Origin of the sequence: Fictibacillus nanhaiensis (assembly GCF_049537595.1) — a bacterium.
Taxonomy (GTDB): Bacteria; Bacillota; Bacilli; order Bacillales; family Fictibacillaceae; genus Fictibacillus; species Fictibacillus nanhaiensis_F.
In genome coordinates this window covers 956,303-979,331 of the sequence record NZ_JBMULM010000001.1, presented here as the reverse complement: position 1 = coordinate 979,331, position 23,029 = coordinate 956,303, and the positions used below count along the sequence as shown (strand labels likewise).

The 23,029-nt window shown below is 38.5% G+C and carries 28 protein-coding genes; 9 read left to right on the top strand and 19 right to left on the bottom strand.

What is annotated here, in order from left to right; all coding sequences use genetic code 11:
* Position 1 precedes the first annotated feature (1 nt).
* The 4 genes from ACOZ9X_RS04810 to pssA all read left to right on the top strand — a co-directional run bounded on the left by ACOZ9X_RS04810 (position 2) and on the right by pssA (position 1,768).
* The gene (locus tag ACOZ9X_RS04810) at positions 2-478 is read left to right on the top strand and encodes a Na+/H+ antiporter subunit E (RefSeq protein WP_144698928.1); all 477 of its coding nucleotides are present in this window, start codon (positions 2-4) and stop codon (positions 476-478) included.
* A complete protein-coding gene (locus ACOZ9X_RS04805; protein ID WP_423417220.1) occupies positions 475-765 on the top strand; it encodes a Na(+)/H(+) antiporter subunit F1 in 291 nt (96 codons plus the stop codon). The genes ACOZ9X_RS04810 and ACOZ9X_RS04805 overlap by 4 nt, the downstream gene beginning before the upstream one ends.
* On the top strand, positions 737-1,090 hold the full coding sequence (gene mnhG, locus ACOZ9X_RS04800) for a monovalent cation/H(+) antiporter subunit G (protein WP_423417219.1): 354 nt from the start codon (positions 737-739) through the stop codon (positions 1,088-1,090). Before ACOZ9X_RS04805 ends, mnhG begins: the two co-directional genes overlap by 29 nt.
* A 132-nt stretch (positions 1,091-1,222) precedes the next feature.
* Positions 1,223-1,768, top strand: a complete 546-nt coding sequence (gene pssA, locus ACOZ9X_RS04795; protein ID WP_137788805.1) for a CDP-diacylglycerol--serine O-phosphatidyltransferase — start codon at positions 1,223-1,225, stop codon at positions 1,766-1,768.
* 145 nt (positions 1,769-1,913) lie between these two features.
* On the opposite strand, the gene ACOZ9X_RS04790 is transcribed toward pssA, so the two are convergent.
* From ACOZ9X_RS04790 to sigK, 3 genes are all read right to left on the bottom strand, one after another.
* Entirely contained in the window at positions 1,914-3,695 is a 1,782-nt protein-coding gene (locus tag ACOZ9X_RS04790; RefSeq protein WP_423417218.1) for a M3 family oligoendopeptidase, read from the bottom strand.
* 721 nt (positions 3,696-4,416) lie between these two features.
* A complete protein-coding gene (locus tag ACOZ9X_RS04785; RefSeq protein ID WP_144698918.1) occupies positions 4,417-4,698 on the bottom strand; it encodes an alpha/beta-type small acid-soluble spore protein in 282 nt (93 codons plus the stop codon).
* Positions 4,699-4,783: 85 nt separating this feature from the next.
* Positions 4,784-5,491: an RNA polymerase sporulation sigma factor SigK gene (sigK, locus tag ACOZ9X_RS04780; protein ID WP_066237772.1), complete on the bottom strand. Its 708-nt coding sequence runs from the start codon at positions 5,489-5,491 to the stop codon at positions 4,784-4,786.
* A 177-nt stretch (positions 5,492-5,668) separates the two neighbouring features.
* Between sigK and ACOZ9X_RS04775 the strand changes: the two genes are divergently transcribed.
* Together ACOZ9X_RS04775 and ACOZ9X_RS04770 are read left to right on the top strand one after the other, a co-directional pair.
* Positions 5,669-5,992 carry a hypothetical protein gene (locus tag ACOZ9X_RS04775; protein WP_423417217.1) on the top strand — a complete coding sequence of 108 codons (324 nt, stop codon included), beginning with the start codon at positions 5,669-5,671 and terminating at the stop codon, positions 5,990-5,992.
* A gap of 19 nt (positions 5,993-6,011) precedes the next feature.
* Complete coding sequence (locus ACOZ9X_RS04770) at positions 6,012-6,410, top strand: DUF350 domain-containing protein (RefSeq protein WP_198767866.1); 399 nt, start codon at positions 6,012-6,014, stop codon at positions 6,408-6,410.
* 33 nt (positions 6,411-6,443) lie between these two features.
* Here ACOZ9X_RS04770 and ACOZ9X_RS04765 read toward each other — a convergent pair whose 3' ends face one another.
* Entirely contained in the window at positions 6,444-6,890 is a 447-nt protein-coding gene (locus ACOZ9X_RS04765; protein WP_423417216.1) for an RNA helicase, read from the bottom strand.
* An 82-nt stretch (positions 6,891-6,972) separates the two neighbouring features.
* Here ACOZ9X_RS04765 and ACOZ9X_RS04760 point away from each other — a divergent pair, with 82 nt between their 5' ends.
* Positions 6,973-8,214, top strand: coding sequence for a glutathionylspermidine synthase family protein (locus ACOZ9X_RS04760; protein WP_423417215.1), 1,242 nt, complete (start codon positions 6,973-6,975; stop codon positions 8,212-8,214).
* 34 nt (positions 8,215-8,248) lie between these two features.
* Here ACOZ9X_RS04760 and ACOZ9X_RS04755 read toward each other — a convergent pair whose 3' ends face one another.
* Entirely contained in the window at positions 8,249-8,401 is a 153-nt protein-coding gene (locus ACOZ9X_RS04755) for a YrzI family small protein (protein WP_423417214.1), read from the bottom strand.
* A 518-nt stretch (positions 8,402-8,919) separates the two neighbouring features.
* Here ACOZ9X_RS04755 and menA point away from each other — a divergent pair.
* Positions 8,920-9,810, top strand: a complete 891-nt coding sequence (gene menA / locus ACOZ9X_RS04750; RefSeq protein WP_416729045.1) for a 1,4-dihydroxy-2-naphthoate octaprenyltransferase — start codon at positions 8,920-8,922, stop codon at positions 9,808-9,810.
* 39 nt (positions 9,811-9,849) lie between these two features.
* On the opposite strand, the gene ACOZ9X_RS04745 is transcribed toward menA, so the two are convergent.
* From ACOZ9X_RS04745 to ACOZ9X_RS04710, 8 genes are all read right to left on the bottom strand, one after another.
* A complete protein-coding gene (locus ACOZ9X_RS04745; RefSeq protein ID WP_423417213.1) occupies positions 9,850-10,641 on the bottom strand; it encodes a glucose-1-dehydrogenase in 792 nt (263 codons plus the stop codon).
* A gap of 13 nt (positions 10,642-10,654) precedes the next feature.
* A complete protein-coding gene (locus tag ACOZ9X_RS04740) occupies positions 10,655-11,509 on the bottom strand; it encodes a GRP family sugar transporter (RefSeq protein ID WP_144703351.1) in 855 nt (284 codons plus the stop codon).
* Positions 11,510-11,762: 253 nt separating this feature from the next.
* Positions 11,763-11,999, bottom strand: coding sequence for a YrhC family protein (locus ACOZ9X_RS04735; RefSeq protein WP_191751792.1), 237 nt, complete (start codon positions 11,997-11,999; stop codon positions 11,763-11,765).
* Positions 12,000-12,472: 473 nt separating this feature from the next.
* Entirely contained in the window at positions 12,473-13,606 is a 1,134-nt protein-coding gene (locus ACOZ9X_RS04730; protein WP_423417212.1) for a bifunctional cystathionine gamma-lyase/homocysteine desulfhydrase, read from the bottom strand.
* A gap of 2 nt (positions 13,607-13,608) precedes the next feature.
* On the bottom strand, positions 13,609-14,532 hold the full coding sequence (locus tag ACOZ9X_RS04725; RefSeq protein ID WP_423417211.1) for a PLP-dependent cysteine synthase family protein: 924 nt from the start codon (positions 14,530-14,532) through the stop codon (positions 13,609-13,611).
* Between the two features lie 12 nt (positions 14,533-14,544).
* A complete protein-coding gene (locus ACOZ9X_RS04720) occupies positions 14,545-15,012 on the bottom strand; it encodes an S-ribosylhomocysteine lyase (protein ID WP_066396416.1) in 468 nt (155 codons plus the stop codon).
* A complete protein-coding gene (mtnN, locus tag ACOZ9X_RS04715; RefSeq protein ID WP_423417210.1) occupies positions 15,009-15,713 on the bottom strand; it encodes a 5'-methylthioadenosine/S-adenosylhomocysteine nucleosidase in 705 nt (234 codons plus the stop codon). The genes ACOZ9X_RS04720 and mtnN overlap by 4 nt, the downstream gene beginning before the upstream one ends.
* 17 nt (positions 15,714-15,730) lie before the next feature.
* The gene (locus ACOZ9X_RS04710) at positions 15,731-16,369 is read right to left on the bottom strand and encodes a class I SAM-dependent methyltransferase (protein WP_423417209.1); all 639 of its coding nucleotides are present in this window, start codon (positions 16,367-16,369) and stop codon (positions 15,731-15,733) included.
* A gap of 153 nt (positions 16,370-16,522) precedes the next feature.
* On the opposite strand from ACOZ9X_RS04710, the gene ACOZ9X_RS04705 reads away from it, so the two are divergent.
* Complete coding sequence (locus tag ACOZ9X_RS04705; RefSeq protein WP_423417208.1) at positions 16,523-16,885, top strand: hypothetical protein; 363 nt, start codon at positions 16,523-16,525, stop codon at positions 16,883-16,885.
* Positions 16,886-17,133: 248 nt separating this feature from the next.
* Here the strand turns inward: ACOZ9X_RS04705 and ACOZ9X_RS04700 are convergent, their stop codons facing one another.
* The 6 genes from ACOZ9X_RS04700 to mltG form a co-directional block, all read right to left on the bottom strand.
* Positions 17,134-17,775 (bottom strand): YrrS family protein, encoded by a 642-nt coding sequence (locus tag ACOZ9X_RS04700; protein ID WP_423417207.1) that lies wholly within the window; start codon positions 17,773-17,775, stop codon positions 17,134-17,136.
* Positions 17,776-17,868: 93 nt separating this feature from the next.
* A complete protein-coding gene (locus tag ACOZ9X_RS04695) occupies positions 17,869-19,617 on the bottom strand; it encodes a peptidoglycan D,D-transpeptidase FtsI family protein (protein WP_423417206.1) in 1,749 nt (582 codons plus the stop codon).
* A gap of 106 nt (positions 19,618-19,723) precedes the next feature.
* Positions 19,724-20,200 (bottom strand): transcription elongation factor GreA, encoded by a 477-nt coding sequence (gene greA, locus ACOZ9X_RS04690; RefSeq protein ID WP_066396425.1) that lies wholly within the window; start codon positions 20,198-20,200, stop codon positions 19,724-19,726.
* A gap of 151 nt (positions 20,201-20,351) precedes the next feature.
* Positions 20,352-20,993, bottom strand: a complete 642-nt coding sequence (gene udk, locus ACOZ9X_RS04685; protein ID WP_066396435.1) for a uridine kinase — start codon at positions 20,991-20,993, stop codon at positions 20,352-20,354.
* 30 nt (positions 20,994-21,023) lie between these two features.
* Positions 21,024-21,668 carry an O-methyltransferase gene (locus ACOZ9X_RS04680; protein ID WP_423417205.1) on the bottom strand — a complete coding sequence of 215 codons (645 nt, stop codon included), beginning with the start codon at positions 21,666-21,668 and terminating at the stop codon, positions 21,024-21,026.
* Between the two features lie 185 nt (positions 21,669-21,853).
* On the bottom strand, positions 21,854-22,990 hold the full coding sequence (mltG, locus tag ACOZ9X_RS04675) for an endolytic transglycosylase MltG (protein ID WP_423417204.1): 1,137 nt from the start codon (positions 22,988-22,990) through the stop codon (positions 21,854-21,856).
* Positions 22,991-23,029: the final 39 nt, after the last annotated feature.

The window sequence follows — 23,029 nt, the reverse complement described above, 5'->3', positions numbered from 1 at the left end:
CATGACATTTCAACTTATTCTAAATTTGCTGATCGGCGTTATTTGGATGTTTTTATCTGAGAGCTACTCTTTCGCAAGTTTTATAGTTGGATTTGTGATTGGGGCAGCACTTCTCTACTTGCTGAATCGTTTCATTCCAGATTCGTACTATTTTAAACATGTGAGAGCGATTCTTTATCTCGTCTTTTTATTCATAAGAGAACTTCTTCTTGCTAATATCGAAGTTCTAAAATGGGTTTATAAACCCAAGCTTGATTTTCAGCCGGGTATACTCGCACTTCCGATTGACGTTAAGAAGAATTGGGAGATCACCTTGCTTGCTAACTTGATAACCTTAACTCCTGGAACGCTCTCTGTAGATGTCTCTCGAGACCAGCGATATATTTATATCCATGCGCTCGATCTTCCAGATGTTAACGAAACCATCGTTAGCATTAAGGAATCTTTTGAAAAAGCAATAAGGGAGGTAACACGATGACAGATTGGTTCACCATTGTTGTTCATGTTTGTTTATTCGTAACGACCATCTCGATTCTGCTTCTTCTCTATCGAGCGGTAAGGGGTCCTTCAAATCCAGATCGCGTAGTAGCACTTGATACGATCGGCATTAACTTGATCGCGATCACTGGTATTATGGCGATAATATTAGACACTGTTCAGTTGAACGATATTATCTTGCTGATCGGCATATTGACGTTTATTGCAACTGTCGCTGTTGCAAAATTTTTAGAAAAGGGTGTTATCATTGATCAAGATCGTGATTAGCTTCTTCCTCATCGCTGGCACCTTTTTTATTTTCTCAGGAACACTCGGTGTACTACGTTTTCCTGACGTTTATTCTAGACTTCATGCAGCAAGTAAAGCATCAACATTAGGAGTATCCGGAATTCTAATCGGTTCCTTTATCTATGTGTTGTCTGAAATGCATGTGTTCAGCGGTAAATTGATACTAGGAATCCTGTTTGTTCTGATGACTGCTCCAGTAGCCGGGCATATGATCTCAAGAGCAGCATATAGAACAGGAGTACCACTCTCTGACAAAACAGTATTCAATGAACTTGAAAAGAAAAACAGCTCCAATACTCCTTAAATAATAACTACTATTAATCACTTACTCGTTGTCATATAATGATTAGAATGGGTATATAATTTTAAGCACGAACATGGTTAAGTTTATTCACTTAATACGTTTTAGCCGGTTACCCGTTTGAGGAGTGATTGTATGTTCATGCTCGAAAGAGAGCGCATCGATTCAACGTTTAAGAAAGTGAAGGGACAAACCGCTAACTTCTTAACATTGATCAATTTATCACTAGGAACTTTAGCTTTATTATTTATGGTATCAGGTGATTTGAAGATAGGATTCATTTTAATCTTCTTAGCAGGTCTGTTTGACCGTTTTGATGGAATGGTAGCCCGAAAGTTAAATATTGAATCCGAGTTCGGAAAACAATTAGACTCTCTTTGTGACTTGATTTCATTTGGAATCGCACCTGCATTTTTAATCTATCAAGTTGTCCTTCATCAGTTTGGTGTTCCTGGCATGATCTTCACCATCATCTTTATTGTTTGTGGTGCGGTTCGATTGGCTCGGTTTAACATTACAGAGTTTACCGGTTCCTTTGTAGGTGTGCCGATCACTTTAGCTGGTTGTTTGATGGCTGCAGGATATCTGACGGTTGATCTCGTTCCAGGATTTCTTTATATGTTCCTGACATTTGGATTATCTGTACTTATGATAAGTACCATTACGATTGAAAAGCGATGAAAATTAAGTTAAAGGAAGCTTGGCATGAATTTGCCAAGCTTTTTGTATTTGTATGTTCTGTTTCTTTTATACCGAGTTTAGGTATTAACCTCTATAGCATTAAAAAAAAACGGTGACTCCAATAAAGGAATCACCGTAATTTCGTTTATTCTTCTGTTAATGCTAAGAATTCTTCTACATCAGCTGCAGCAAGCTCAATACCCTTTAACCAGAAGTCTTGCTTTGTAACATCTATGCCAAGATGTTTTTGTGCGAGCTCTTCCACTTCCATCTTTCCTGTATCTTGTAGAAGTGCGATATATTTTTCTTCGAATGAAGGGCCTTCTTCTTTCGCTTTTGCATAAATTCCCGCCGAGAATAAATAACCGAATGTATACGGGAAGTTATAGAATGGAACGTCTGTAATATAGAAATGAAGCTTAGACGCCCAGAAGTAAGGATGATACTCATCGAGTGCACCGTTAAATGCTTCTTTTTGAGCTTCTTCCATTAGCTCACATAGGCGTTCTACTGATAGTTGACCCGCTCTTCTTTCTTCGTACATTCTTGTTTCAAATAGAAAACGAGCATGAATGTTCATGAAGAATGCTACGGAACGTTGAGCTTTATCTTCTAAAAGAGCAATTTTCTCTTCTTTCGTTTTTGCGTTCGATACTGCTGCATCAGCAACGATCATCTCAGCGAAAGTCGAAGCCGTTTCAGCTACGTTCATCGCATAATTCGTTGCATAGTACGGCATCTCTTTTAAAACATCCGTATGAAACGCGTGACCAAGCTCATGAGCTAACGTTGAAACGTTGCTTGGTGTTCCAGAGAACGTCATAAAGATTCTTGTTTCTTTCTTAGTCGGGAAACCTGTGCAGAACCCTCCAGGTCTTTTACCTGAACGATCTTCAGCTTCAATCCAACCGTCTAGGAACGCCTTTTCTGAGAAATCAGCCATTTTTGGTGCAAGCGTACGGAAATGCTCTACGATAAATTGAGCGGCTTCGTCATAACTCATCTTACTGTTTGCCGAAGATAAAGGTGCGTCAACATCGTACCAGCTTAATTTTTCTAGACCTAGAAGCTTCGCTTTTCGATCTAAGTATTTTACAAAGATATCTTTTTGAGAAGTAATCGCATTCCACATCGCTGAAAGTGTCTCTTCCTTCATACGATTGATCGCAAGTGGTTCTTTTAATGTCTCTTTCCAGCCTCTGTGCTTATAGATCTCGTTTCTAAATCCTGCGATGTGATTTAGTGACGCCGCACAGAACTCACCTTCATGATCCCAAGCTTGAACGAATTTTTCGAACGTATTTTTTCTCACGTTACGGTCAGGACTTGAAAACTTATTCTCCGCTTGCCCAACAGAGAGTTCTTCTTCATTTCCATCAATCTCAACTTTGATAGAGATCCTACCTACCACTAGGTCGTATAACGTTGACCAAGCATGATAGCCATCTACTGCTAAATCATTGATCAATGACTCTTCCGAGATACCAAGCTTCTCTTTTGCATTCGTTCTTCTCTCGTTCAAAGAGAACGCGATATGTTCGTACTCAGAAAGGCTCATCAAATCTTTCCAGGCATCTTCGGAAATATCCATTAACTTTTGATCGATAACTGAACCAACGTTTGAGAATGCCGCATATACCGATTCTAATCGTCCGCGAAGCGCCATCGCCTTCTTATCTTTTACATCTTGAGCGATCAAACAGCCAATGAAAGCTCCTGCAGTTGATAATCTTTCAGAAAAACTTTGTAGCTCTTTGATCAAAGATAAGAAATTTTCGTTTGAAAACGTGAAAGAATCCGCTTTTTTTGCTAGCTCTTTCGCTTCGTTCTCTGTCCAATTTATTTCAGCTAATAATTCTTTAGATTCACTTCCACCAGGAAAAACGGAATCAAGTTCCCATGTTTGTCTTAAATCTTGTAATAACATTATTTCTCCCCCATATGTACATATTTCCACTCTTTTCTTATTATAAAAAATATTCAAACAAAAATCGACTATGAAGTTTATTTTTTTGATTTATTTTTTATGGTAAGGATATTTCATTTTAACAAAACGCTCTTTTCTAGAGATTTGCTTTAGAGTATTATCTTCTATCCCTTAATTATTTAAGTTTTACGGTACGTGTTTTTATATTTATTACACGTTCGCCAGTAAATGAGCTATGACCGCCTGAAAAGTGCTCGCGACCACCTGAGACACATGACTTTTCGCCTATGATCATGCGTTTTCCACCTGAGAGACCCTAATTTTCACCGCTTAAGTCACTTAGCAACACTACTTTTAGTACTCAAAACGTACAAATCAGCTTGCTCCTACTCTACAATCCCGAACTCAGAACAAAAACCCAACATATCATACATGAACCACGCTTTTTAGGCTCCGCTTGCTACATGATCATTAGCTTACTCCCTCTGACGTGCTTGCTAATTTACTTTAAACTAGTAAAACAAACAACAGACTTTGTAAAAACAGTCAAATAAAAAAGCCCTCCAGCTGAAGGAGAGCTCCACATTTATTCAGCGATTGAAACATAAACAAAATAGGCTAGCATCACGACGAATGATCCATATAGTACAGCATCTTGCATAAGAATCCCTCCTGGTTTTTTACCTATTCTATTCCCTGTTTTGTATATCTAAACACCAAGTTATCGTACTTGCTTGCCTAAATTTGCTTTTGCCTGCGAAATGAGTTCTTTTACCATTCTTCCGCCGATCTGCCCGCCTACTTTTCCAGCATCTTTTGACGTGATCGTACCATTGTACCCTTTTTGTAAGTTCACACCCATGTCTCTTGCTACTTCATACTTCACATCATCTGGCGACTGATCTGATACGTTATAACCCGCTTCCCTCATTACTTTTGCTTTTAACCGATCGAGCCCTTCTCTAGCTTCGGGGACGATGGGTTGACGCTTTCTTCTTGCCATATATAAAAACTCCTTTTTTTCTTTAGTTTGTCCGAATAAAAAAATAAAAAGACTGTAATTGTTACCAGTCTTCTTACGTAAGTATTTATCGTTCTGATTGCTGGCGGCTTCGGTAAAATTCATGAAACAGTTTCATTAGCGCTCGCTTTTCAATCCTTGAGACATAACTTCTAGATATCCCTAACTGTTTAGCAATCTCACGCTGCGTTTTTTCTTTTTGAAGATCGAGTCCGAACCGTCCGACGATTACTTCTTTTTCCCGATCATCCAACACATGAATGTAATCGTATATCTTCTTCTTTTGCATCTTTAATTGGATGGCATCCACAACATCTTCTGTTTCCGCTTTCAACACATCGATTAATGTGATCTCATTTCCCTCTTTATCCGTTCCGATCGGGTCATGAAGGGAAACATCTTTCTTTGTCTTCTTTAGAGCCCTTAAATGCATCAAGATTTCGTTCTCTATGCATCGAGCTGCATACGTTGCAAGCTTCGTGCCCTTACCTCTCGAGTAACTCTCAATGGCTTTTATTAGTCCGATCGTTCCAATTGATATTAAGTCCTCCGTATCTTCACCTGTGTTTTCAAATTTTTTCACGATATGTGCAACAAGCCTTAAGTTATGCTCGATCAACATGGCTCTTGCATGTTCGTTACCCTCGGCCATCTCTTTTAAGTACTGCTTTTCTTCATTTTCAGACAGGGGCTGGGGAAACGCGTTATTTTTAACATATGATACAAAGAGCATAACTTCCTTAAAAAAGTAAGCCAACACACCTACTAATGACATGACAGCACCTCCAAGACGATTCTCTATTCCCTTATCTTTATGCGAAGCTGGGCTTGGGTGTGTCTGTACATCTTTTAAAAACCACGGAACCTTTTTATTTTTTCAATCGTACTAGAAATAAATGGTTCAAATACAGAGTGATCCATACTATAATTGAGCATGGAATGAGGTGAAGATGTGAATAAAACAAAAAAACTAATTGCAGGTGTTTCCTCTGCATCTGTTGCAGTTATGCTCTCTGGTTGTAACGATCAAGCGCAAGATATTCCACCAGAGCCTACTGATACGGAATGCCAGGATTGGGAATGGGATGAAGAAGATGGGGTATATGAATGTGATGATACCGGTTCTCGTTATTTTGGTCATTATTACCATGCAGGAAGTTACTACAAAGGAAAGAGCAGCTTGTTAAAGAGTTCTGCTTATAAATCCTACAAAAGTAGTTCGAGTTTCAAAGGCGGTGGATCTGGCTTCGGAGGAAGTAGTGGATTTGGCGGATAAATCATGAGGAGTTGTGAAGATGGAGAACTTATTTCTTAATTTTGCCCTTTATGCGGCTACAGGGCTTGGTTTACTTTTTGTCGGCTTTATCATTTTCGAATTAACAACAAAAACGAAAGAACTTCAATTAATCAGTAAAGGGAATTGTGCAGCTGCTTTATCACTTGGCGGACGGCTGTTTGGTCTTGCTTTTGTCATTGGATCATCTATCGCAAACTCATTGAGTATTATTGATCTGTTGATCTGGGGAACGGTTGGAATTATCGCTCAAATCATAGCTTTATTTGTAGCAGAACACCTAGCGATCCGTTCAAGCATCTCAAAAGCGATTGACGCAGATAACAAAGCAGTTGGACTTCTTGTCATGTTTTTAAGTGTTTCTGTTGGTTGGGTTATCGCTCAGTGTCTTACATATTAGGAAAAGAAAAAGCATGTGGCAACTGCCACATGCTTAAATTTTATCTCCAACATACATAACATATACAGCACGGTCTTCATCTATTTCAGCTGAATCACGTAAATACTGTCCTTTGCCTGGTATATCCACTACGTCTTTTAATAAATATCGTATAACATCCCAATGGCTGTTTAAAGCTTGCGTATGAAGTACAGGCATATCTCCTGAAGAGTTATAAGAGCGGAATTCTAAAAATATCCCTCTTCCTTTGTAACTCGTTTCCTCCGTAAATCTTCGAGCTTCTCCTACTTCTTTTACGATTAAAATTTCCTCGCTACCTTTCATCTCATTTGATTGTAGCTCGTACTCTTTACCACCTGTTACAAAAAATTCACAGAGCTGTCGAGCATATTTTTCATCGTTATGCATGTTTTCTGGAATCTTGTACGTTAAGAAAGCTTCGTATTCGTTATCTCTTTCGATAAAATAAGTGAGTTCCATTATTTTCATCCTCTTTATAATTTGTTATGTTTATCATACCAGTTTACTGTTGGATATGTATGTTTTGGAGGTAATCACACGCATGACCTATATAGATAATAGACAAAAATTTTATAATCAGCTACCTGAGTTCTGGGCCGATATGTATGGTCAAGAATATGCTTTATATGAACCTGCTGAAATCTCAAAAGATGCTGTAAAAGATGCGAGACTTCTTGGTGAAAGAGGTGGCCATATTTTGTTTAAGACGGCTTCCCTTCTGCAGTCAGAAAATATCGAAGATGATATCTTACAGCTTCTCGGTTTCCCAGAGGCTCTTAATTCGTTTCTTCGCTATCAAACGCCATTAGCTAAAACGGTCATTGGCAGGATTGATTCAATCGAAACACCTGAGGGACATAAGATAATGGAGTTTAACAGCGATACGCCCACGTTTATTTATGAATGTTTTAGAGTAAACGAATTGATCTGTAAGCATCACGGATATCACAATCCAAACGAAAACAAAGAGAAGCAATTAAAGAACGCTATACGTTCCTCCATCTTGAGTGCATATCGACACTTGGAGATGGAACACGCCCCGCATATCGTTTTTACAGCACATGAAGAGAATATTGAAGACAAGCAGACTGTCCTTTATCTCAAAGAACTTTCAGGATTTCCTTCTCAGTTTGTACCTTTGGAAGAATTGGTCATACGAAAAGGAATCGGGTTATTCGATCAAAACGGGAAAAAAATCGATGTACTCTATAGACAGACTTTTCCCATCGAACTTCTTATTCAAGATGTAGATAAAGTGACGAACGAGGATATAGGGTTACAGTTAACGCAGCTTGTGATTCAAAACCAATTGGCTATCATCAACCCACCATCAGCCTTTTTATTACAAAGCAAAGCCATTTTAGCTGTCATTTGGGGATTACATGAAGAACGCTCTCCTTACTTTTCAAGTGAAGAACACGAATGGATCGAACGCTTTTTCTTACCTACCTATCTTGAACCTGACACGTTTTTGAAAAATAAAGAAAAGTATGTGCAAAAGCCTGTTTTTGGCAGAGAAGGAGATACGGTTCGTATATTTGACGGTAACGGCTACTTGGTAGATCAAGACAAACATCATAGTTATGACAACTATGTAAGTGTTTATCAAAAGCATGTATCACTTCCAAAAATGACATTTCAATCTCAAAAAGGCAATCAAGAAGGTTACCGGATGACAGGTACATTTCTTATTAACGGAAAACCAAGCGCCTTTGGATACCGTATCGGAAATGCTATAACTGATAACCTATCCTATTTCTTGCCTTCTTGTATAAAAAGATAGCGCATGCCGAATCGGCACGCGCTCCTTTTATTTTTTACAGCCATGAAGACAAATTATAAGATGCTTTTTCTTTAGCATGATCATAAAGTGTTTTTACTTCCTTATCACGAGCGTAAAGCTCATCAGGTCGACTGTTCCTCTTAATAGAAAAGGTAATGGTTACAAAAAACAGATGTAGTGTAAACATATCTTTTTTAGCTCCTTCGTTTCAATCGTATTTTTTCCCTCAGGTTGAATCTTTCTCCGTTAATAGCCAAGTCAGCAGTGTAATTCCAATCATTATCATTTTCTTCTCCTCCTTTAAGTTGTAAAAAAAAACACCGCAGAATAATCCCTGCGGTGTTAAAAAAGCACACAAAAAACCGCAGGCATTCGACCTGCGGTGTCTTTTAAATAAGGTTAAATAGACATACTGCGCTGATTGGCGGTCGAACGTAAAGATTTATTCAGTTGGTAGATCGTTTTCATGTACATCATCATTGTGTTCAACCTCCTTTTTAAAATTTACTTTACTTAGAAAAGATTACACTATTTACCAAGTTGTGTAAAGCTTTTTTTATCCTAGATAAGTATATGCTCGTAAAAAAAGAAGGTACACAAAAATAGGTAAGGTTTTCTATAAATAGGCAATACCTTTATAAGATAATTATGTGTACACTTTCACAAACTTTTACTATAATTATGATTGTAAAGGGGGAAATACAAATGATACATCCTAAGGTCATCTTTGCTTCGACTCGGCCTTTTTCATTAACAGCTTCTGTCATTCCCGTTATCTTCGGGACAATTCTTGCATTGCAATGGACAAGCATCCATTGGACTACTTTCTTTCTAACACTTATTGGTGCTGTTTTTCTTCAGTGTGGAACAAATTTAGTGAACGATTATTTCGATCATGTAAAAGGTGCGGACATTCCCGGGTCGTTGAGCCCATCAGGCGTTATCGACCGAAAAGAGATGACTCCACGCCAAGTATACATCACAGGTCTTATTTTCTTTAGTTTAAGTATTATCGTGGGACTTATTTTAACTGCACTTACCGGCCCTGTTGTTCTTTACTTCGGTATTCCGTCACTCCTTGTAGGCTACTTTTACACAGCTACTCGTTATGCGCTTGCCTACAATGGACTAGGTGAGATCGCATCTGGAAGTACTTTAGGTATTCTCGCAGTTGTTGGATCTTTCTACACTCAAACTTTAACGTTAAACACAGAAATCTTTTTAGCCGCTATTCCTAACGCCCTTCTAGTTATGGCTATCTTACATGCTAACAACTTGCGTGACTTTGATACAGATAAACAGATCGGTAAAACAACAGTTGCTGGTTTGATCGGAAGAAAAGCATCACGACTAGAATACTATGTCTTAATGCTTGGTGCGTATGTAAGTTTATTAGCTCTAATATTCTTAAATATCTTACCGCTATGGAGCCTTATCGCTGCTATTACTCTTCCTATCGCGTTAAAAGGATTAAAGATTGCGATATCCACGTGGGATGCAAAAGAACTAAACAAAGCACTTGGTTTAACAGCACTACTTCATATGGCTTTTGGTATTCTACTTTGTGTAGGTACTTTAACGGGGATCCTATTATAAACGTGAAAAAGTCCACTTGTTAGAAGTGGACTTTTTCTTTTACCCTTTTCCAGCTTGAAACCCTGGATATAATGTCATCCCGCCATCAGCAATAAGCGTTAAACCTGTAACATAACTTGCTTGACTAGAAGCTAACCAAACTGCGGTCGCTGCAATCTCCTCTGGCTCTCCGATATAGCCCATAGGAATTAACTTTAAAACGCCTTCTTTTTGTTTTGGATCTGAAAACTTTTCTGCATTGATTGGTGTATTTATCGCACCAGGCGCAATGCCGTTGATTCGGATACGTTTAGGAGCATATTCAAGTGCAAGTGTTTGTGTCATCAGCTTAATTCCGCCTTTACTTGCTGCGTAATGTACAAAATGCGGCCATGGAATGATCTCATGTACACTCGACATGTTAATTATGGCTCCTTGGATATCATGCTCAAGGAAATAATCGATCGCTTCTCTGCAACCTAAAAATTGACCTGTTAAATTCGTAGATATGACTTTGTTCCAATCGTCCAATGTGAGCTCATGTGAAGGCACTTCATTTTCAATACCAGCATTGTTAATCATGATGTCTAGCGATCCAAATTCTTCAGTTGCTCTTTTAATAAGTTGTTTGACGTCACTTTCTTTTGTTACATCACCTTGAACTGCAATAGCATTTCCACCGCTATTCTTAATATCCTTTATCATTTCTTCTGTTTCTTTCACTTGTTTATCTGAATGAAAATTTATAACAACATTAGCATGTTCTTGTCCAAATCTTAATGCACAAGCCTTCCCGATACCGGTAGCGGCACCTGTGATAATAACTGTTTTCCCTTTTAAATCTGGATACATAATGTTCATCTCCTTATGATTTTGTAAATCCTAACATGACGCCACCCGCTATGATGAGAACACAGCCTGAGATTACCCAAATGATCTCTTTTTTGCTCCTTTTTTCACCTAAAAGAAAGATTCCACCAAGCGTTGAAATGATGATACCGGTCTGTGAGAGCGAGAAGCTAGTCGCGATTCCGATAAGTGGCAATGACAGCAATAATGTCAGATTACCTGTGCTCCAAATTAAACCAGTTAAGATATTGCGATAAGAGTACTTATTAAAAGGCTTATGTTTAAATGATAAAACGAGTGCACCTATAAACATCCCTACTGCTTGTGGTAAAATCGCTTGCCATCCGTTTACTTCAAACCATCTGATGATCACAACATATGTAACATACCCAATCGTTGAAATAAGGAGGATAGTTAGTCCTTTTTTAAAGTTTTGTTTGTCTTTTTGGTCGCCTTGCTCACTTCTTCTAGATGTTAATAAGGCCCCTGCTATAATTGCACATATTGCAATAATCCCGATTATGATTTCGGTCATTGTTTTCCATTCATGAAAAACAATAACACCAAACAATGTTGTTCCGAACAACTGCATGCCTGTTGAAAGAGGAACAATCTTAGAAACGCCTAAATAATCTACACTAGCAAATTGATTTCGCTGGCCGATCACCCAAAAGATTCCTGACACGATACCGATCGCAAAAACGGTTATATTCAGGTCCGGTTGAACGATAAAGAATGCAACAATCGAAAACAACAATGCTCCAAGTGTCATTCCAAATGTCTGACTGTGAAAGTCTCCGCCAAGTTTTTCGCTGACTAATACGATACTTCCCCAGCAGACTGCTGTAATAAGTGCCCAGATGATACCCACTAACTCCACTTCTTTCTCCATATAGATTGTTAAAACTTAGTATGACCTTCTTCGGCCGTTCTGTATCCATACCCGATTGTTCTAGCGAAATAAACTACCTAATTTGAACTTATAAAAGTCTGAAAAATTAAGCATTTTGAGTTACATTACCTGTGTTGTTTTGCGGAAACGCTTTCTTTTAAAATAAGTTTTGAGAACATAAAAAATACCGCCCCTACTAAAGGAACGGTACGTGAAATTTATAAATATATGGTTATTCGCTTAATTCTTGTAGTTGAGTTTTGCACTTTCTAACGACGTTATACATGAGTGCAGTGAATCCCAAGCATGTTGTAGAAGCAATACCTAATGTGATGGATTGAACAAAGTTTTTGTCTTCAACAGGAAGTACTAGTCCTAAATAAAAGAACGTGCTAACAGCCAATAAAATAAAACCGAAGCGCTGGTAGTCAGCGATTTTCTTTTGAATGAATTCAGCATTGTTTTTCATAACGGTGTCTACCTCCTACTCCTAATCTCTATATAAAGAATAACATAGGTAAGATAGCAACCTACCAAGCAGATTTTGACAAAAGCGTGAAGTAATTTTGTCTAAATTGTGATCATAAATTAGCTTTATTAATTTCTATAACCCAAGTTTAAAAAGTTTATTGTCGTGTTCTGATACTTTTAGTCGTTTATTACCTTGTGGGGTATTCAAAGCGCTAATTCAGGAATTATTACTGGAAATTTTGGAGTTAATCCGGCGAGTTTTGGCTTTAATTCAGCGAGTTTTAATCATATATCGGCGAGTTTACATATTTCGACACGCTTAGCATATCTTATACCCCTTACCTGTGCACTCGGAGAGGTTTTGGCTTTTTCACGTTCACACTATTCCATATCTGGAATAGGCTTACTTTTATTAACATAACAAAAAAGAACAAGCACCTGCTAAAGCACTTGTTCTCCCTCTTTTTTCACTTAACTTAAAGCGTTTTTCAAATCCTCAATCAGATCGTCTGCATCTTCAATTCCAACAGAGATACGAACCAATCCATCTGTGATTCCTAGTTCTGCTCTTCGTTCTGCAGGTATAGATGCATGTGTCATACGAGCAGGAACGGAGATCAAACTCTCAACTGCTCCTAAGCTTTCTGCAAGTGTGAAATATTTTACCTTTTTCAAAAGTGCATCAGCCTTCGCTTGTGATCCAACATCAAACGATACCATACCGCCAAAGCCGCCAGATTGCTTCTTAGCGATCTCATGCTGAGGATGATCTTCTAGTCCTGGGTAATAAATTTTCTCTACCGCTGAATGAGATTTTAAAAATTCAACGATTTTTTTCGTATTGTTTTCGTGAGCTTCCATACGCAAACCAAGAGTTTTGATCCCGCGAATGAGCAACCATGAATCTTGGGGCCCTAGAACGCCGCCTGTTGAGTTTTGCACGAAATGCAGATCTTCTCCTAGCTTTTCGTCGTTTACCACGACTAGGCCTGCTACAACGTCACTATGGCCGCCGATATATTTTGTTGCAGAGTGAAGAACAATATCTGCGCCTAATTCGATCGGGTTCTGCCAGTATGGTGTGTTAAACGTATTATCCACCATGAACAGAAGGTTTTTCGATTTTGCCCAAGAAGCTACAGCTTCGATGTCTGTAACCTTTAATAGAGGATTCGTAGGTGTTTCTACATAGACCGCTTTCGTGTTTGGTTTTAATGCCGCTTCGATCTGTTCGATGTCTGTCGTATCCACAAACGTCGAATCGATACCAAGACGGTTTAAGACCTTCGTCATCACGCGGTACGTACCTCCGTATACATCATCTGTAAGAATAACATGATCACCAGAATCAAATAACATCATAACAGCTGTAATAGCAGCCATGCCTGATCCAAACGCAAATCCGCGTTTGCCACCTTCAAGATCTTTGATCAGTTCTTCTAACGCATGTCTTGTTGGGTTTCCTGTACGAGAATATTCAAATCCGCTATGAACTCCCACATCTTCTTGCTTATAAGTACTTACTTGATAGATTGGAAATGACACAGCTCCTGTTGTCTTATCAGAAGGAATGCCTCCGTGGATCAATTTTGTTTTACGTTTCATAATCAGATGCCTCCTTCATAAATTTTCTTGCTTAAATATCGCTCTGAGCTGTCAGCAAATATCGTGACAATATTTTGGCCAGGTTGTGCTCTTTGAGCTTCAATGAGGGCTGCGTGTAACGCTGCTCCTGAAGAACTTCCAACAAGAAGCCCTTCTTTTTTTGCTAGTTCAGCAACTCTTTGGAATGCTTCAACATCCATTACTGTATGGATGCTGTTGAAATAAGATGAATCCATATATTCTGGAAGAAATTCCATTCCAATACCTTCTGTCTTATGTGGTCCAGATTCTCCACCATTAAGAATAGAGCCTTCAGGTTCAACAATAACGGTCTTTACGTTTTCGTTCTTTTCTTTTAAATAGCGAGCTGTACCCATGAACGTACCACCTGTTCCCGCCCCGGCTACAAAAACATCTACATGACCATCAAGCGCATCCCATATTTCTGGACCTAATGTTTTGTAGTACGTGTTTGGGTTATCAGGATTGGAAAATTGAGAAGGAGAAAAAGAATTCGGAACCTCATTCAGCAATTCTTTCGTTCTTTTGATCGCTCCTTTTATTCCTTCGGCAGTAGGGGTATGAACGATGGTCGCACCTAATGCTTTCATAAGCTCTTGCTTTTCGATACTAAACTTTTCTGGAATAACAAAGATTACGTCTATCCCTTTATTGATCGCAGCAAGAGCAAGACCGATCCCCGTGTTTCCTGCTGTAGGCTCGATGATTGTTCCACCTTGCACAAGATCACCTTTAGCTAGGGCTGCATCTAACAGTTCCATACCTAGACGATCTTTTACACTTCCTCCAGGGTTCATAAATTCGAGTTTGGCAAATAAACGAACACCTTCAGGGAGTGAAAACTGAGTGATCTCCATAAGAGGTGTATTACCGATCATCTCATGCACGTTTTTAAAATATTTCATTGAAATCGTCCTCTATTCTCCGAAAACAATATGCCACTCGTCTTTTTTAGCAAGCATCTTGCGCGCGATCTCTTTCGCACCTTCAAGACTGTGGTTAGCCGCCCAGCCACATTGAACTTCATTACATGCAGGTACTTCAGTCGCTTCTAAAACATCGTTCAACGTCTTTTCAAGAACTTCTAAAATCTCATCATAGTTATCGTGGTTGATCACAGAAAGATAAAAACCAGTCTGACAACCCATAGGACTGATATCCACGACAGTAGAATGGTGATTACGAATATTTTCCGCCATCAGATGTTCGATAGAATGAAGTCCTTCCATCGGCATATGATCTTTGTTCGGCTGACAAAAACGGATGTCATACTTGTGGATGATATCTCCGTTAGCACCTGTTGTTGTACCTGCTAAACGGATATAAGGTGCAACTACTTTCGTATGGTCAAGGTTAAAGCTTTCAACGTTCATTTTCTTTGTCATAATGATTTCAGCTCCTCTACGATTTTTTGTACTAGTTCTGCTGAGTTCTTAGATGCTGTTTGTAAGAATTGGTCATAAGACACACGTGCATCTTTTCCTGCAATATCTGATAAAGAGCGGATGATCACAAAAGGAACATTAAATTGATAACACGTTTGAGCGATAGCTGCAGCTTCCATCTCAGCTGCATATAGAGCCGGAAACTTGCTTCTGATATCTTCTACCCTAGCATGATCACTCATAAACGAATCTCCTGAAGCGATCAAACCTTTTGCTACTTGTATGTTTTCTACTCTCGCTCCAGCTCTCTCAGCTGCATTCACAAGTTTTTCGTCAGGAAGATAGTTTGGCGGCATCTGTGGCACTTGACCGTGTTCATAACCAAAGATTGTTGCATCTACATCATGATGACGCACATCTGTTGAGATTACTACATCACCAACGTTCAGGTCTGAATGAAAACCTCCTGCAGATCCTGTGTTCAAGATAACGTCTGGTCCATAAAGTTGGATCAACAACGTCGTTCCGATCGATGCGTTTACTTTTCCGATCCCCGATTTTAATAACACGACTTCTTGACCGTTAAGTATACCTTTATAGAATTCACAACCTGCAAGCTTCTTTTCTTCTAAATCTTCTAATTGTTCTCTTAAAAGAACAACCTCTTCTTCCATTGCACCAATAATTCCAATTCTTTTCATGATTGATTCTCCAATGTCTATTTTTTTACCGCTTCCATCAGCCAGACATATTCATTCAGTTTTTTGAATGAGACTTCAAAATCATGTTTTTTAAATAGATCTTCTAGTACGCCAAGTGTTGTATAGTACTCTGTCTGAAGGTCTTTTAACAGATTAAGGTAGCCTTCTGATCTTACTTTTTCATGACGCTCTTTTTTATCATCATCGTGAAGATAAGCGGTATCTGCAAACACAATTTTACCATTCTTTTTAAGCAGCTGGCTATACTGTCCGATCGCCAGATCTTTTTCTTCGTCGGTTAGGTGGTGGAACGCATAAGTACTTACTATTGTATCAATCTCTTGATCGAACTTTGGAAAAGATAAAAAGTCACCATCATGAAGAGTTAGATCTGGATGACGGTCGGATGCTTTTTCTCGCATCCCTTTTGATGGCTCAATACCAATCACTTGCTTCCCGCTGCGAAGAAGTTTCTCGCTTAAATTGCCTGTTCCAACTCCGAACTCCAAAACAACACTTCCTGAACGCTGAACAACTGTTTCTAAAATTTCATCATATTTATGAAAAACTTCCTTATATTCCTGATCATTTCCTGATACCGTCTCATCGTATGAGGATGACCACTCATCAAACAGATCAATAAATTCTCGTCCCATTTTTTTCACACTCACCTTTTAATTTATATAATTCCTATCAATATACTATGAATTAAAATCTTACAGGTTCCAAATTATCATAATTCCTAAGTATTTTCAAATGAAAAATCTTTTACTATTGGTTATAATTTCGGGTACATTTCGACTTCACGAATGAAGTTAGGTGAAGGCCAGCTCTCTGCAGCTGGCTTTTTTGTATGGAAAATGGAAGTCATGGTGGTCGGGGCTGCTGCTAAAAATACACCATCACATAAAAATGGAGGAACATCACATAAAAAAGAGCAGGCATCACATAAAAATTTTGGGTTATCACATAAAAATAGCCATTCATCATATAAAAACAAATTTCAACTCATAACCTGTACACTCCAAAAAGACACTGCCACCTACAGTGACAGTGCCTTCTCATTTCGTTCCCACATTCTCTTTAAATTTCCAGGAAGCAGCTCGCTTTCCTCGACCCGAAAGCTGACCGCTGTAAAAAAGTTGTTTATTTTTGTGCAGCACACCAAGTAATGAGGCGCCACTTCCACTTTTCAAACTGCCCGCCTTTATGCTCCTTGCTCCTGCATCTACAAGTTAATGCTAGCGGAGTAAGCTTCCTCGTCGCATGCCTTGCGAGATGTATTTCAGGTAGTAGGCACGCACCTTTCACTACAATCAATTGTCAAAGGTGACAAGGAGTTCAAAGCAACAATCTTTTTGAAAAGAGCGTTAAACAAAAAAAACAACCTGTAATAATTAACAGGTTGCTTTTCTTCGTTTTATTGAACAGGTGTCACGCTTGTAGGCTGCCATCCTTTTTCAGGTACCCACTGAAGCATAACATCATATTTCTTACCGTCGGCTTTCGATTGTACGGTACCTTTTGAAAGATCAGGACCTCCACCATTACCTAACCAAAAAATGGTCATCTGGTCTTGTGGAATGCTCGTCGCATAGGAAAGGGCTTGGACCATCTCGTTCCAATCTTGTGAACCATCATCATACGTCTTTGTATGAGGTTCTGTTTGTGAAGTTCCGATTGGTTGCCATGGACCTTCAGGACCTCCACCTTCAGGCGTTTCTGATTCTGTTTTTTCTTCTTCTGTTGTTTCTTCATCTGCTTTGTCTTGATCTTCAGCTGTCTCTTCTTTATCCTGAGACTCAGAATCCTCATTATCAGGTTTTGACTTTGAATCATCCGACTCCATCTCAATTGAACTGTTATTAGATTCGTTGTTTTCGTTGTTTTCATTTTGTTCAGAATTAGATTTGTTCGTTGAAGCTGTTTCGTTTTCATCACCTGAGAAAAGATTGAATGCAACAACAACAATCAGCAAAACAACTAACCCGATTGCTATGTTTAAAAAACGATTTTGTTTTCGTTTTTCTAGTCTTGATTCATAACGCTGGTTTCGTTTCATAATATCCTCCTCAGTAAAATACTTTTTTTATTTTACCACGAGGAAGTGGTATTGGAACACTATTTCCTATTACTCTTTTTGAGATTATATTCTTTATCGATCTTTTTTTTCCATAATTTCTGTTGCGATGTCCCGAAATACAGGGATTGTACGATTAACGGTATCGTGTTTTAAATCTACGATTACTAGTGCAAAACGTGGTTTTTCGGCTGGAAAGTATCCTGCAAACCATTTATTGTTAAAGCGTTGATCCTTTCCTTTTTGTGCCGTTCCTGATTTTCCTGCAACTTGAAAAGGCAATGACTGTAATGCGTGTCCGGTACCTTTTTCGTTCTTTACGACGTTTAAAAGCAGGGATTGAAGTCTCATAATCGTATATGGAGAAAGTTTTTCACCCTCTTTCTTATGATCTGCAAACTCAATCAGTTCGGTACCATTAGCAAAATTCACGCTTTTCGCTGACTTTACTTCATAACTGACCCCACCTCTAGCAATAGTCGCCATCATGTTAGCAACAGCAAGTGGGGTAACTTTTACATCCAGCTGACCGATCGCAGTTTGGGAGGTTGCTAATGAACTTTTGTAATTTGATTCTTTCTTTTTTGAGTTGTAGACCTGACCCGCTTCTTCTTTGTAAAAATGCGAGAACGCTTCTAGATGATAGACTTCCCCTTGCCAGCCATTGTGCGTTAGGAGCCCTAATCTTTCAGCATACTTTTTCATAAAATCCGAATCTTTTTTTTGTAATTCATTAGCTAGATCTCCGAATGTTCTGTTGCAGCTCTGTGTAAAACTGTTCTCTACATTTAACATCCCTAACTGTCTCTCATCTTTTTCACCATATATGTTTAGGTTACAATCATACGTCTTATCGTTTTGTATCTTATTTTCTTCAATAGCTGCAGCTGCTGTCACAATTTTAAATACGGAACCAGGAATTTGTTGAGACGTCATATGGTCAACATGTTTATAGATCGTTTCACTCGAGAACAAAGGTCTGCTTGACATTGCCAACAGCTCGTTCGTTTCAATATCTATCAAAACAGCTCCACCTTCAACTACACCGTGAGCATCAAGTGTTTTTTCCACCGTTTCCTGCATCTTCTTATCTATCGTCGTCTTCACGTGAAGAGGATATAGGGGATTGGATTGTGAACGGAACTTAACATCAAGTCCAAACAACGGATGTCCTTGACGATCTACATGATAGATATATTCTGTTTCCCCTTCCGATATTAAGAAGGGATCGAACGTATACTGCATGCCGTTCTTCCCTGTTTTTGTACTGATTGTAACCGTGCCCTTTTTTAGTTTATCTTCATACTTTCTTTTGATCAGATCTGGATCTTCTCCGACAGCCCCAAGGATATGATTAGCAAATGGAGTAGGGTTTCTTTTTGTGACAAGCTGAGCGTAGAGCCCAGGAATCTCTAGTTTATTAATCTCATTCATCTGCTCGATACTGATTTCTTTTGAAAGAGAGAGAGCAGATGGCTTCTTTAGTTCACTGATATTTTTTGTTAAGTTTCTTCTTGGCGTATCGAGTATGCTAGCTATCGAATCAATCGGCCATCTACGGGAGTAAAGATTCGGAAAAACGATGACTTGAGCTCTTACATCTGTTGAGAGCAGTTCACCATTTCGATCAAGAAAATAGCCTCTTCCATCGTTGATCATGAAACGATGGGTACGCTGATCCACACTTTCTTGAATGAGGTTCACTTTATTTTTGGAAAAAGAAGTAGTAGAAATCAGCTGTATATCCGCTAGCCGATACGTGAGAAAAAGGATATGGAACAGGAATAATAGTGCTACGACCATCGTTCTTTTCTTTGATAACAAAGGCTCACCCCCTTACCCCCTATTCTCACCCACTCTTTTTGTTCCTAAACGATTACAAAAAAAGAAGACTTGCAGATGAATGCAAGTCTTCTAATACGTAATACGTTTATTTTACTTCTAAGATGACAACGCTGATTTCTCCACCAGGCGTTTGAACAGAAACTTTATCTCCAGGCTTTTTACCTAAAAGACTTTTAGCCATTGGAGAATCGTTAGAAATTTTCCCTTCGAACGGATCTGCTTCTGCACTACCTACGATGATGTATGTTTCTTCGTCACCGTCTGGAAGCTCTTTAAACTTAACTGTTTTCCCGATGGAAACGTTATCAGATTGGTCTTTATTATCTTCAATAATAACCGAATCACGAATCATTTTTTCTAGCTGAACGATACGCGCTTCTACGAATGCCTGCTCGTCCTTTGCTGCATCATACTCAGAGTTCTCAGAAAGATCTCCAAAACTACGCGCTACTTTAATTCGTTCAACAACTTCTTTTCTACGCTCTGTTTTTAAAAACTCTAGTTCGTTCTCTAGCTTCTGTTTACCTTCTAAGGTCATATAGTGTTTTTTCTCGTCTGCCATTGTTTTTTCACTCCTTAAATAATCAGTACCCTTGTTACGTTATATGATGATTCGGCTAGGGTATGTATAAAAAATGGGTCAATAGTTGATTGCCAAATGGCTTATTGCTGAAATTTGTCACTGTATACCGAAAAAATGAGGATTATATTCCTCATTTTTTCAATAATGCTTTGTCTTCCAAGATCGTCTTGATTTTTGTTACCATTAAGTCGATCGCAACAAGATTCTGGCCGCCTTCTGGAATGATAATATCCGCATATCGCTTCGTTGGCTCTATGAATTGATTATGCATCGGCCGAACCACTGAAGTATATTGATCGATTACAGATTCAAGCGTTCTTCCTCGGTCTCGAATATCTCGTACCATTCTTCTAATAATACGTACATCTGCATCCGTATCTACAAACAGCTTAATATCCATCAAGTCACGTAGTCGTTCGTCTTCCAGGATCAAAATACCTTCCAGTATAATGACATCTTTAGCATCAACTGGGATAATTTTATCACTTCTTGTATGTGCTGTATAGTCGTACACTGGTTTTTCGATGGAATCGTATTTTAGAAGTGAAGAAATGTGTTGAATTAACAGATCATTATCGAAAGCAAGAGGGTGATCATAATTCGTGTCCAATCGCTCTTCCATCGATTTTTCTGATTGATCTCTATAATATGCATCTTGCTCTATGATTAAGATGGATTGGTTAGCAAACTGCCTGTAAATTTCTTTTGCTACTGTTGTTTTACCAGATCCAGATCCACCTGCAACCCCAATTACAATTGGTTTTTGTGCCATTTTGATTACTCCTCCAAACTGCATGTCCCACTAAGAATTTCTAATACTCACCATCATTCCGTCGCCAACCGGCAAGATTGAAGACTGATAGTCAGGATGCTGCATCATGTATTCGTTAAAACTTCTAATTTTTTTTACGAGAGAACGAAGTCTTCTACTCTCTAAGCCGCTTTCATCAGCGACATACCCTCTAAAGAGAACATTATCTGTAATGATGATGCCATCAGGTGACAGCATGGAGGAATAATGATCAAAAAAGTTTTGATATTGTCCTTTTGCTGCATCTATAAAAATAAAGTCATATGGGGCATACTTTTCTACTTGGCTCTGCAGTTCATTTGCATCTCCAAATAACAAATTAATTCTGCTCTCAAGATGAAACGATCTAACATTATCTTTTGCTATATTGTACCGTTCTTCATCTCTTTCAATACTAATCATTTCAGCATTCTCACATGCAAGAGCCATTCGAATGGCGGAATATCCAATCGCTGTTCCTACTTCTAATATACGTTTCGGTTTCTTCAATCTAACATAGGACAATAGAGTCTCCATACCTGTTAGATCCATGATCGGCACATTATGCTCTTTCGCGTATTGCTCCATTTCAAGTACTTGTTCAGAGCGCGTTGGAATAATTTTTTCAATATATTGGTTCAACTCTTTTGAGACCAAAGTAACACGCCTCCTTCACACTAACCGGTATATTGTAACATAATCTTTATTTGAAGGCGAGAGTCCTATTTCTATACTTCTGTTATCTATAAGATAACTGAGTTATTTCCTCTTAAATTGCTGTATAAAATGTAAGTTTTGCAGCAAAAAAAAGAGAATACATACTAGTATCCTCAAAAACATGCTTAATTATTGTCTTTTTCCTGCCAAACTTTCCATTCATCTCTGTATTTTTTATATACAGCATTATGTTCGCTCAAGGTTTTCGTGTAGATGACCTCACCGTTTGGTCTGGCATAAAAGAAAAGCTCGTCCATCTTCACGGGTTGAAGTGCAGCTTCAATCGCTTTTTCACCTGGTGAAGTGATCGGTCCGATCGGTATACCTTTATAAAGGTACGTATTGTACTTTGAATCATATTTCAGATGTTCGTATAAAACTTGAACATCAAAATTCTTTCGAGCATATTTCACCGTTGGATCAGAATCAAGTTTCATATCTTTACTTAAGCGATTATAAAAAACACCAGCAATTTTCTTGCGATCCTCTTCACGCTGAGATTCTTCTTCTATAAGGGATGACAAGGTGATGATCTGAAAGAGTGAATAACCACTATTCTTAATATCTTTCTCATGTTCAGTTAGGACAACAGAAGATTGTTCGACCATCTTGTCTATCACATTTGATAATTCTGGTTTCTTTACATCGAAATCATATGTAGCAGGAAACAAAAATCCTTCTAGCGGATAGTACAGTCCAGCTTTCATAATATCATCAGGTAAGATCGGATACTTATCTTTAAGCTGTTGCAAATAAGCTTTATCGGCCATTTTTTTTATGATATCCGCTTCACTGTAACCCGTTTTCTGACTGATTAATTTTGCGATCTGCGGGACATTGTATCCTTCCGGAATCGTTAAGGTTAAAGCAGGCTTCTTGAACATCTTTCCGTCTTTAAGTGCTGAAATGATCTCTGTAAGATTCATGGAAGGAGTTAGTTCGTAAATACCGGCTTGAAAGTTCCCTTCACCTTTAACTCGCGTATAGAGTCTGAAGAAATCACCGCTGTTGATCAATCCTTTATTCTCGAGCTCTTGTCCTATTTTTGAAGAGGAAGAACCAATTGGAATTTCCACCGTAATTTTTTCATTATTAGCTGAATCGATCGGTCCTATGTTCTTATTGTAATAAAAATAAGCACCTATTGCTGCAGCAATGAATAACACGAGAAATAGAAACAAGATAGATAGAACAATGGTCTTAGTACGTTTTTTACTTTTATTTTCATTTATGTAATTCCCAGATGACTGGAGATGTAACATGGTATTTCCCCCTTCCCACCTGTTTAATTATACGTTTAC